We start from the raw sequence: 10,478 nt of genomic DNA, 5'->3' as shown, positions 1-10,478 counted from the left end.
CACCTCACTGGACAGTTAACCAAGAAAATGTCACTATCTCCTCACAAAACTATTATCATGGCAGAATGTGACCCCTAACTGCTAATCAATGTGTAAGAAAATCCACGTCCACCCACAATAAAAAGTTAATTGTGACAACTAATGCACATTATCGAACTTCGCCAAAATTTAGGAGATGATTAAGACATGAAAGGAAAGAGAACAACCTCTTCCCACATCAACAAATTAAAAACAAGGGAACCTTAGATGAATATTCAAACTAACCTCAACAAAGCTTTTAGTTTCAGTTTAGTTGCTTTAACCGCTACTTCTTTATCATTAACTCCTGCAAAAGTTGCTTTTGCTCAGGTAAAAGTTGAGCCCCTGATCGCTCCTAGCGTTATAAATGAAGGGATGAACGGAACATGGAATTTACAATGGAAAGTCAACGGATTGTTATATAAAGGTCGTTTAAAAATGAATGGAAATTTTGGAACTATGGTTGTAAATGTAACTAGACCTAATGGTAGGAGAGTTTACTTTGAACAACAAATGAATATGCATCGTCAAAGAAATGGTTATACTCTTCAAGGTAATAGACCTACTTATCCAGGTAGGGATGCAATAAACCGTAACTATCAACCTGATAATTTTTATGTTGAGTTAGATGATAGTGGTCATTTGAAAATGAAAAATTGTTCTGATTATTCTGGTTATATTCCAGTCAGGATGACAAAAATTAATTAATTAATTCAATCAAGTTTAATCAACTTATTCTAGGGGTAGATTTGGCAAAAAAAACTGAGCTTGCTGCCCCAAGAACCATTATCATACTTACGACCCATCAACCTATCCGCCCAATCCTGAAGCTTGGAAGCTTCTGCCTGATTCTTTCTATTTTCAGCAGCAATTTGCAAAAGGTTTGCAGATTAACGAACACTATGTTGAAGTTTATTAAAGTTAGCATCACCAGGGAAAATTTCAGCTAAAATTAGACAATATTTCTCTAATCAAGTCAAGTTGTGATAGAAAATTCACGTCCACCCACAATAAAAAGTTAATTGTGATAACTCATGCACATTATCTACCTGCTCAAAAATTTAGGAGATAATAAAAATATAGAGTAGGACTTACGCAACGAGACTAATTATACTGGGTTTATCTTGAATGATGACCAATTAATACGCTATATATAGCTTTACTGTGTAAGTCCTGATCAATTCAAAAAACAAGGAGAAAATTATGTTTACTGGAACTCAAAGAACTAGGTCTCTTCGTACTCTTACCTTTGGTAGCACTGGTGAAGATGTGAAACATTTACAAAGACAGTTAAATGTTTTTAGATTTGGTCCCTTGGTAGTTGATGGAATATTTGGTGTAGCAACAGAAGAAGCTGTAAAGAAATTCCAAAAATACTATGGTTTAACTGTGGATGGAATTGTGGGTCCCCAAACTTGGGGAGTAATAGATACAAGTAAAATTGTCCGCACTACTCTGTTTTTGGGTAGCACTGGAGAAGATGTAGAATATCTACAAAGACGGTTAAATTTTCTTGGATATGGTCCCTTGGTATTTGATGGAATATTTGGTGTAGCAACAGAAGAAGCTGTGAAGAAATTCCAAAAATCCTCTGGTTTAACTGTGGATGGAATTGTGGGTTCCCAAACTTGGGCACGATTAGAATGGCTCGATTAGTAGTTGAATTCACTAACCAAAACTAATCAGGATTTACGCTAGCGGTATACATAAAGTCTACTAATTTAGGCGATTGTTGACGCAAAGCTCCGCTAACGCCTCAATATTTCTGCCATTCTTAAAGGCGTAAAACTAGAGTAACTGCAATTAAGTACCAAGTTCTCTGCTATCACAAACTAGATAACGAATTTACGGGATTTCAGCTTTCACTATCTATTAAAAATAGTTGATGAAAGGTATAGCATACCTTTTCTAGCTAAGAACTTAAAAGTTTTGCCACAAAAGAATTATAGGATTAGTTGGCACGCTCATTGCAGCGTCTCTAGTTTTAGCCCTAATTGCAGGTTTGTGTGTGCCAAATTTTATTCTGGCATTTTTATTAACTATAAATACGGATACAAAACAATTGAGTTTGGAGACTTAGTCACGAACCCTAGCTTTAAGCCATTTCCGAAAATGGCAAGATGCTAAAATATTCTTACAGTCTTATGAATACCTGCTGGACTGTAAGCAAGAACAGCGATGGATGGTGTATTTTGGCTAAGTCCTGGATAGACTAGAACAAGTCAATGATACTTTTTCCATAGTTTAGGTCAATATGGCGAACCTGTTATACGAAACTCCCTAGAAATAGAACTCTCTTCGTACAAAGATTTGCCATAGAAAGAACAATTTCTGCACCCATGAAGGATTACTAAAGATGAAACTACTCACTCCTGAATTCATTTACTCCATAACCCCTATCTTTATTGCAACGATTGGTGGAATCATTGGAGTTACTGTCTTAGTTACCGATAGTGATGATGCCAAATGGTCATCCGGAATCGGGTTAGCTGGAACAGCAATTGCTGGTGCCGCTGGTTTAGCACAGTCTAACAAAAATGAATCAACTGTTTCTGCTCGAGATGGCGTTGCGAGAGGAAACGGACAGAAAACAACGCCACACGTATAATTTATCTTATACGCACAGTTTAACTGGAACTAGACGTATAATTCGATGTACTCTAACAACATAATCAGCAAGAGACATTAAATACTCAATTGCTGCATCAACTGTTCTATGTATACCAGGCTTTCCTTTATTAACCATCTCAAATACCAGACCAATCTCTACATATAAATATGAATAGTAACATTGTTGTTCTCTATTATTAATAAGCTTAAAGCCAAATTGTATATCTTCATCCACCAAATCTTCTGGATGTTCAACTGCATATCCCCATTTTTCAATTGTAATTTTTTGTTCAACACTAGTAACCATTAAGCCCCCCTTAAACAAATTAATTCTTTCTAAGGTTCCGTCTCAGGGGAGCCGTCGTTGATTAAGTTTCCGTAATCTTTGAGTCTTTTGGATGGCTAAAAAAATTCAGTCAATGATTGCGTTTTTGGCAGCTTTAGTAGTCGGCAAACAATGATAGCGCAACCGCAAAACAACGGTGACAAATTCGGTACCGCTATGCTGAAACACTTTACCTGCACACGTCCTCACATAATAAAAAAATACAAAAATCATGATGAAACCGACGGACAGTGCAGGCCGCTGACGCTAAAGTATTGCTACCGAATTTGTTCAATACTTACATTCTGCCATCAGCGATAGTAACAGTAGCAGATACATAAACTGTGGCTCCGCCAAGGTTAAAGTTACTACTATTACTCCACCTTTTCTAAATAACAACCTCTAACTTTATACTCTGAAGATTTTTAATTTTTGACCCAATATTCTCTTTATGAATTAGGATTTTTTTTCACAACTACCCTCGTAATAATTAATCTTAGAATTTAATATCTTAGAAAATTTTAGACTAATTTTCTCATTAATTGATGGCCAATTATATAGCAGATAGTAGCCTCTAAATATAGGATGTGTCCAATAGAGGCTATTGGGATTTTGATTTTTTCTGGGAACTACCCAATTCCCAGTGATTTAAGCTGAAATCTTTACAGGATAAAGATTAGAGAACCCAGAGATTAACCCAAATATACCCAGACCTACCCAGAGATTACCCAGAACTACTGGGTTAAATTGGGTACATTTCTGGGTAGTTAAATACTTACTATGATTGAATTTCAGCTATTTCTACTGGGTTTTGGGTAAATGCTTTAAATCTCAATCGCGTTCCAGAGCCTTCTAATTGTCCATAGCCCATTTCAGCCAAATCCTTAAAGTAACTTCTGGCCACTTGAGCAGTAAATTTAGGTTTAACTTTGTCAAATTTCTTGCTAGTAACAATATCAGAACCAGATAAAAATTTATCCTTTCTTTGACAATAATCTAAGAGACTTTTTAGCATATCAGAAAGTGCTGGTTCAGGCTTCAGCAAACAAACTTTTTCAATAAAATATTGTTGTTGAACTATACTGTCAAAAGCCACTTGACAAACTGACTGAGGAATTAAATTAGTTGGTTCATTTGGATAGCTAAATAATAAATGAAGCAACCCACAATGCCTCAGAAACTTACCAGGAAATTTATTCAAAAATTCAGCCATAATCTGGTTATTTTCCTCCATGGCTTTAGTTTCCACCAAGCTGATTTTAGTGACAATATATTTAAAAGCATCCGGCGAAAACATAAATTTTTGCCCTGGTAGTTGAGCAGCCCAAACCAATAATTTATAAATATCCTCAGTAACGTCAACTGCACTGCCACCTGAAATCACTTCTTCTAAGGTTAGTGGTTTGTTCTCCATCCATAAGTAGTTGAATCTAGCAAAATGACCTGCACTGCGAAGGTTTGTCTGACTCAATAAATCCTGAAATACCTCCGGCTGTATTGCACCAATAATCCCCATTTGGCAGTTAAAACTGTTACCAGTCATTAAACTACCACCAAGTCTATCATCAGATTTCATACGGAGTTTGGGTGAAATGTTGCCATCGTAAAACTGCAGCCAAGCTTCTTTATCATCCCCATTACGGTATTGATTCATTGCTGCAAAGTGCGCTGATAATTCATCATAGAAAAATGTAATTCCTTTGTTGCCTTGGCGTTGGAACTGAGCGCAAACTGCCTCCATTGTAAAGCTGCTTTGTATGAATGTTCTGTAATGTACATCAATTGGTTTGTCCCCTGGATTTTTATCTCCTTTCTCCCATTCAGCTAGTAAAGATTGATAGTGTTGGTAGTCATCCATATAAGCATCAGCAGCTTGTTTTTCTAATTTTCCTAATGCCTTGCGAACTGGTTTAATAAATGGTGATTTACCTTTGCCAGAAGTAGCAATTAAACATACCCAACTGATTAATTTTTCTGACCAACCATCATGTACTTCCACCTCAAATTCACCATGAATAACTCCACTAATAGCAGCTATTAAACACTCCATTATTGCCAGTTCATCCCATCCCAGGTTCTGAGCGTGTAGGCTACACATCTTTAGTTTATCCGGCAGATAATCAGACTTTTTATTAGGGCGAGTTAGTGGGGTAAATAGCTTTTTTTCTTCTAAATCTTCTTGTTCTTTTTGAAGTTGCCAATAAATTGATTTAATGTCCAGTTTATTAGCTTTATATTTAGCAAACTCAATCTCCAGTTCCGATGATGATAAATCCTTTTCTAAAAGAGAGGCTGCCAGTTGCTTAGAATGTTTTTGTCGCTCATCAAAAAGTACCTCATTAAACTCATAAATATTAATCAGTCCTTGATTAACAATTTCTTTCTTTAAATCCTGAATTGCCCCTAAGTCAAAGAGAATTTCTCGGATTTGTCCTCTTAAATCATCTACTAAATATTCATGCGGATTCTTATGACGCTCTGGTTTTTCTAAGAGACTAAATTCCAGAACTTTTAAAGCATACTTCTCTTGTGATAACTGAGGATAACTTAGCAAGTTATTAAGATGGTTGATTAGGTCAGCTCTCTCCATTTTTACTAATAAGTCACAGATGATTGGTTGAGTTATTTGTTGGAAAATTTCATGAGATTCTTTACAAGCTCGGTACAAGACTTTATGGTCATTAAATCTAAATGAATCGACTGATATTTCTTTCTTATTTAGTTCCTCAAAATCAGCCCCATGCATGATTAAATTAGCAAATACTTGATTTGTTGTTGTTTTGTAAGCCCAATTATCTCCCATACTTTGTAATAAATATGGGTTAATATTGTCATAATTAGGATTGACTGACTCACAAGCATACTTTATGCCATTACCTGAATCTAAATATCCAGGGGTTGTATTTCCACGAAGGTTGTCGTAATTGTTGCTTTTTGTTTCACTCATTATATAATACAATAATAATTGTCTAGTCGTTGTCTATTGTCTAGTCGTTATCTAATTGAATTTTAATTCCAAATAAAAAATAATTGGAATTATATTACAATCCTCTCAGAGTCCAATTCTGAGAGGATTAATTATTTATACCATTAATTTGTGATAGAACATTCATTGATTTCCTTAATCAACACTTTATAACTCCTTCAATCTATTCTCCCAAGACTTCAATAACACCAAATCATCTCCTTCTAAAAATTGACAATTACCAACTTTTTCACACATCCTCTGATATCTTTTTTTCTCATCTTCATGAAGCCAATCTTGATGATTGTATAGAGACTATAATCCTTCCATTTGGCCAATTAAATTATTATCATCTTTCGTATCTAATTCAAAAGATATTTCTAGCATTTTCTCATATTTATCAATCATAATAACTCCTAAATAATTGCTCTAATTTGCTCCAATAATTGTTTACCTTTCTGATAGCTCCTACCTTTCATTTGCAACACATTTTCAATGATGTAAGAATCGGAAGCGGTGGAAGTACGAATAAAATCGACTAGCTTAACAACTTCCGCTACTTCCATTTCTTCCAATGCTTCCACCCGTTTTGATAGTGTGAAAGTAGGTTGTTTAGCAGCTTCCTGTGATTCTACCACTTCAGGTGCGATCACCTCCTGGTTATTTGTAGCACTACCAAAAGATAATATTTGTTTTGCATCTTGGTTAAATCCTTGTTCACGGGAGTATAATATCGCAGAAGTTTCGGCATCAAAATCTAATTGTTCAGCACGTCTAATTACACCAATTAATTCTTTAAACTGAGCAGAAGTTTTACTAATTATCCAACCCAGAATAGAATGTCCTAATGACCATGCAATGGCAAAGTGTAATAACTCCTCATTGCGACTAATTACTGCATAAATACCAAAGAAAGATTGACCTAAAAGATAAAATTTAGTTACGTCATGTAGTTCATTTAGATGGCTTATAATTCTCTCAGTTGCCAAGTTCATCAGATAAAAACTCCTAAACTAAATCCTGATAGAAATGCTGTTGCTGTCAAGACAGTGAAAGCTATTAATTCCCAGAAATCACTAACTCCTCTTTTAATCCAGTAGTAACCAGTTAATCCAATTGTTGCTAGTAGTTTGAGAACGATTATTGGGATTAAAAATCGCCACCAACCTACAGCTTCATATCCTACTAAAATTGCAGCGGTAAAAATTCCTTGGAATAAAAATGTTGCTTGCCACATAATACCGTTTCTGTTTATAGTATAGTGATAAGGGAAGGTTGCAGCCTTCCCTAAAATCAAGTCAAATGTTTGTTAGCTTCTCAATTTGCTTCGGATTGCTGCTATATCAGCATCAGCTTTTTGGGAAGCTTGCTCATAGTTAGCAGCAGCACCAGCAAATGTCTTTCGCTTTCCTTGTGCGTATGCTCCAAATCCTGCTATGAGTTTGGCTGATTTGGCTGCATATTTAATTGCTTGTCTTGCATATCCTTTGACTCCATAGAAAGCATTGTTTCTGGTGTAGTCACTTTTTAGTAGTCTGGCAGCAGTTCGATATCCTTTAGCACTGCTTCCGTTTAGTTTTACCTGTTCGTTGACTTTACCTTTAAGAGCTTGATATTGTTGCTCATTAATGGTTACAGGTGACTGCAAATCTGCCATTGATTTATGTGGTTGCAGTGTACCAGGATTGGTTGGTGTCAGCGAATCTGTTGTTGCTTTTCCTACTAAGTCACTGGCAGTTCCTAATCTGTGTTCGCCGTTAGCAAGTGATGAACTGTTGCTTTGTGCAGCTCCTGATATTTTAGCAAGTGCGTTTCCTAAACCCATTATCTCTCCTTAGTTTCAGTCTTTTCTATTTCTCCTCTACTCTCTCCAGGAGTGATTGATATTGCTGCAATTGTGAATAGTAATATCAATGAAATTGGTATGAGAGTAGGTAGGAGTGTGTATTCTAAAATTCCTTTAACTCTCTTGTTTTTTGCCATTGTTTTGACTGGGAAATATAGGTGGTGAGTGAAGTTCATTGAATATGCTTTCATCTAAGTCATCGTCAGTTGATGATAGTTGATTCATTAGTTTTTCAACAATTATCATGCGTGCATCTTCTTTGAAGTCAGCATAATAATGTTGATATGCTTTACCCCAAGTGATAGCATCTTCACGAGCAGTGCGTTTAGCATCAGCAATAATTTCACTGAGTTCTAATTGTTGAAATTGTTTTTCAGACTGGGATTGAGTTGACTTCGATTGGTTGATTTGTTGCACTATGGCGCTGTTGTTTGTTGTCATTGTCGTAATCTCTGATTAATTTCAAAAGTTCAGGTAGGTGAAGTACACCTTGACCGCGCGAACGGTATGTTGCCATCCATCGAAACACAACGATAATTTCTGATGAACTTCTATCAAATCCTCTATCGCCCTTGAAGTGATTGAACCCACTGATATTGCATGACTTCAATAATTCCACATCTTTATATAGTTGTGGATATGAAATTGGAATGCCAGCGAAGGCAAGCCCTTCAAGTAATTGTTTCCGTGAAAGCCAGTCAGACTGCCCGATAGCAAACTGAATAGCTCGATGAATTTTGGCAATTGTATAGTAGTTGAAGTTGTTACTGGATATGTAGCCCTCCATAAAGTATATTAAAGGTATTGGTATTGTATTATCAAGGTTTAATAGCCTATAGTTCGTCCGGTTTCTCCCGTTCACCAGTCTATTTATTCCTTGAATATACTCTTATTATAAGTGAATTATAAGTATATGTCAAGAGGGAAAAAAGGTAGTCAGAAACAAATGAAACAAATATCAGTTAGTGTCCCTGACTATATATATAAAGCGTTAGTCTTTCTTACTGAAACGTCAGGTAAAAGCCAGAGTGCTTATTGCGCTCCATGGATTGAAAATGGTGTGATTGATGAAATTAGCAGATTTAGGAAACTTCAAAATGAAATGAATGACCTTGAAATTCCACTTGAAGATGAAGAATAGCTCTTAAGAAGCGGAGTTTCCAAGAACTGTTAAACTCGTTCTCTAGATTTAGTGTTGAGTACCTAAATCACTCGTGAGAACGCCACTTTTTCAATAAGTATATTTACTGTGTAGTGGGGTGTCTAGTAATCACTGTACAGTGCACTAGACACCCTTCACTGAACTATTGTGTACCATAATGCGGGTTTAGTTTGCCAATTATCCTGTTTGGCAATGTTTTTAATCAAAGACTGCACTTTATAACACAAATTCAGATGAACACCAGTAATGTGAATAATTTTGCCAGAAAAATTGGATTTTTGTTTTGAAGTGAATTAGAAATGCACATTGGTTATGGAAAATTCCCAGAAACAGTCTTATTTAACATTCGACTTGCAATTAAATACCATTTTCGTTACTGCAAATAAACCTTGGTTAGGATTGTTTGTAATGAAACAAGATAGGTTCTAACAAAACCATAGCTATGGCTAAGGTAGCTATCAACAAACCATCTTTTTTACCAGCAATCAGTATTCAGCTAAAATTCGGGGGTTAAAATCTCCATTATACGACTTGAAAACTGATTACTGATTGCTAACCTAATCTTCAACTAAACTAAGGAATTTTCTCAAATGACTGTATCAACAATGACTGTATCAACTTTGCCTGTATTAAAAGAAGGGGATAGTGGAGATGCTGTTCGGTTTCTTGAACAATTGTTATCTTCAATCTTTTGGTTCGGTCTACCAGTTGGAAGACCGACTCTTATTACCGATAATGTAATATTTGATGCCCAATATGATAGTCAAACCAAACAAATAGTAGCTGAGTTTCAACAAAATTATAACGCTACTTTTCCTTTTCCATCGCCTGATATTACAGTAGATGGAGTGGTGGGTCCTGAAACCTGGAAAGCTTTGGGTGATGCCATCTTCAAATACACTTATTAAAACTATCGCTCTGACAGAAGGTATAAGGAGTCCTCATCTAAAAGTGTTTCATTTTAGATGGGGGAGCCTCAACTATAAGGAAGTTTAGTTGAGGTACTTCACTCCTTTATCCATACTTCTTTGATACACTACCAAAAGTTCTAGTTATTGCGCAAACAGAAATATAGGGAATAGATTCAGTCGGAGGCTAAAACCTTATGAACATGAAATGGAAAAAATTAATATTAATCTTGTTTATTTGGCTCGCCACTGAATTCTTTCTGAATTTCACAGGATTGGATGAGGTAGCTAATTACAGTGAGTATATTCTACAAATCAATCATCAACATATTGAAGCGCTCGACTCACCAATCATGTTTTAATATTCGACACGTTTATGGCAATTTTCAGGGGAAAAGCCGTAGTAGTCTCTGCTCTACCTGGATAGAGGAAAGCATAGGAAATGAAATACAGAGACTGGAAAGGTACAAAAAAATTGATAAGTTATTGGAAGATAAAAATCACTCTTGAGTATACGCACCTCACTGGACAGTTAACCAAGAAAATGTCACTATCTCCTCACAAAACTATTATCATGGCAGAATGTGACCCCTAACTGCTAATCAATGTGTAAGAAAATCCACGTCCACCCACAATAAAAAGTT

12 protein-coding genes are annotated in these 10,478 nt (G+C 35.8%); 6 read left to right on the top strand and 6 right to left on the bottom strand.

The window, feature by feature from the left end; translation table 11 throughout:
• The first annotated feature begins 246 nt into the window (after window positions 1-246).
• The 3 genes from F6K06_RS32405 (at window position 247) to F6K06_RS32395 (ending at window position 2,626) form a co-directional block, all read left to right on the top strand.
• On the top strand, window positions 247-726 hold the full coding sequence (locus F6K06_RS32405; RefSeq protein WP_124155577.1) for a hypothetical protein: 480 nt from the start codon (window positions 247-249) through the stop codon (window positions 724-726).
• A gap of 495 nt (window positions 727-1,221) precedes the next feature.
• Window positions 1,222-1,674 (top strand): peptidoglycan-binding protein, encoded by a 453-nt coding sequence (locus F6K06_RS32400; RefSeq protein ID WP_287244934.1) that lies wholly within the window; start codon window positions 1,222-1,224, stop codon window positions 1,672-1,674.
• 700 nt (window positions 1,675-2,374) lie between these two features.
• Complete coding sequence (locus F6K06_RS32395) at window positions 2,375-2,626, top strand: hypothetical protein (RefSeq protein WP_192901060.1); 252 nt, start codon at window positions 2,375-2,377, stop codon at window positions 2,624-2,626.
• 6 nt (window positions 2,627-2,632) lie between these two features.
• Here the strand turns inward: F6K06_RS32395 and F6K06_RS32390 are convergent, their stop codons facing one another.
• The 6 genes from F6K06_RS32390 to F6K06_RS32365 form a co-directional block, all read right to left on the bottom strand.
• The gene (locus F6K06_RS32390) at window positions 2,633-2,935 is read right to left on the bottom strand and encodes a hypothetical protein (RefSeq protein ID WP_124143808.1); all 303 of its coding nucleotides are present in this window, start codon (window positions 2,933-2,935) and stop codon (window positions 2,633-2,635) included.
• Window positions 2,936-3,731: 796 nt separating this feature from the next.
• On the bottom strand, window positions 3,732-5,900 hold the full coding sequence (locus tag F6K06_RS32385; RefSeq protein WP_287244929.1) for a DUF3987 domain-containing protein: 2,169 nt from the start codon (window positions 5,898-5,900) through the stop codon (window positions 3,732-3,734).
• A gap of 434 nt (window positions 5,901-6,334) precedes the next feature.
• Entirely contained in the window at window positions 6,335-6,913 is a 579-nt protein-coding gene (locus tag F6K06_RS32380; RefSeq protein ID WP_124143806.1) for a hypothetical protein, read from the bottom strand.
• Complete coding sequence (locus F6K06_RS32375; RefSeq protein ID WP_124143805.1) at window positions 6,913-7,155, bottom strand: hypothetical protein; 243 nt, start codon at window positions 7,153-7,155, stop codon at window positions 6,913-6,915. The genes F6K06_RS32380 and F6K06_RS32375 overlap by 1 nt, the downstream gene beginning before the upstream one ends.
• A 72-nt stretch (window positions 7,156-7,227) precedes the next feature.
• Window positions 7,228-7,743, bottom strand: a complete 516-nt coding sequence (locus F6K06_RS32370; RefSeq protein ID WP_124155576.1) for a hypothetical protein — start codon at window positions 7,741-7,743, stop codon at window positions 7,228-7,230.
• Between the two features lie 135 nt (window positions 7,744-7,878).
• Window positions 7,879-8,205, bottom strand: a complete 327-nt coding sequence (locus tag F6K06_RS32365) for a hypothetical protein (protein ID WP_124143801.1) — start codon at window positions 8,203-8,205, stop codon at window positions 7,879-7,881.
• 505 nt (window positions 8,206-8,710) lie between these two features.
• Here F6K06_RS32365 and F6K06_RS32360 point away from each other — a divergent pair.
• From F6K06_RS32360 to F6K06_RS32350, 3 genes are all read left to right on the top strand, one after another.
• The gene (locus F6K06_RS32360) at window positions 8,711-8,905 is read left to right on the top strand and encodes a hypothetical protein (protein WP_124143800.1); all 195 of its coding nucleotides are present in this window, start codon (window positions 8,711-8,713) and stop codon (window positions 8,903-8,905) included.
• Between the two features lie 611 nt (window positions 8,906-9,516).
• On the top strand, window positions 9,517-9,834 hold the full coding sequence (locus tag F6K06_RS32355; RefSeq protein ID WP_124143799.1) for a peptidoglycan-binding protein: 318 nt from the start codon (window positions 9,517-9,519) through the stop codon (window positions 9,832-9,834).
• 197 nt (window positions 9,835-10,031) lie between these two features.
• Complete coding sequence (locus F6K06_RS32350) at window positions 10,032-10,196, top strand: hypothetical protein (protein ID WP_205127266.1); 165 nt, start codon at window positions 10,032-10,034, stop codon at window positions 10,194-10,196.
• The last annotated feature ends 282 nt before the right edge of the window (window positions 10,197-10,478 follow it).

Origin of the sequence: Okeania sp. SIO1H4 (assembly GCF_010672695.1) — a bacterium.
GTDB classification, from domain to species: Bacteria; Cyanobacteriota; Cyanobacteriia; order Cyanobacteriales; family Microcoleaceae; genus Okeania; species Okeania hirsuta.
Note: the sequence above shows the minus strand (reverse complement) of the source record. Positions and strands in the feature narration are given on the sequence as shown.

Bases quoted from the DNA above. Each gene is read 5' to 3' on its own strand.
- F6K06_RS32405 (WP_124155577.1), top strand. From the start codon at position 247: ATGAATATTCAAACTAACCTCAACAAAGCTTTTAGTTTCAGTTTAGTT.
- F6K06_RS32400 (WP_287244934.1), top strand. From the start codon at position 1,222: ATGTTTACTGGAACTCAAAGAACTAGGTCTCTTCGTACTCTTACCTTT.
- F6K06_RS32395 (WP_192901060.1), top strand. From the start codon at position 2,375: ATGAAACTACTCACTCCTGAATTCATTTACTCCATAACCCCTATCTTT.
- F6K06_RS32390 (WP_124143808.1), bottom strand. From the start codon at position 2,935: ATGGTTACTAGTGTTGAACAAAAAATTACAATTGAAAAATGGGGATAT.
- F6K06_RS32385 (WP_287244929.1), bottom strand. From the start codon at position 5,900: ATGAGTGAAACAAAAAGCAACAATTACGACAACCTTCGTGGAAATACA.
- F6K06_RS32380 (WP_124143806.1), bottom strand. From the start codon at position 6,913: ATGAACTTGGCAACTGAGAGAATTATAAGCCATCTAAATGAACTACAT.
- F6K06_RS32375 (WP_124143805.1), bottom strand. From the start codon at position 7,155: ATGTGGCAAGCAACATTTTTATTCCAAGGAATTTTTACCGCTGCAATT.
- F6K06_RS32370 (WP_124155576.1), bottom strand. From the start codon at position 7,743: ATGGGTTTAGGAAACGCACTTGCTAAAATATCAGGAGCTGCACAAAGC.
- F6K06_RS32365 (WP_124143801.1), bottom strand. From the start codon at position 8,205: ATGACAACAAACAACAGCGCCATAGTGCAACAAATCAACCAATCGAAG.
- F6K06_RS32360 (WP_124143800.1), top strand. From the start codon at position 8,711: ATGAAACAAATATCAGTTAGTGTCCCTGACTATATATATAAAGCGTTA.
- F6K06_RS32355 (WP_124143799.1), top strand. From the start codon at position 9,517: ATGACTGTATCAACAATGACTGTATCAACTTTGCCTGTATTAAAAGAA.
- F6K06_RS32350 (WP_205127266.1), top strand. From the start codon at position 10,032: ATGAACATGAAATGGAAAAAATTAATATTAATCTTGTTTATTTGGCTC.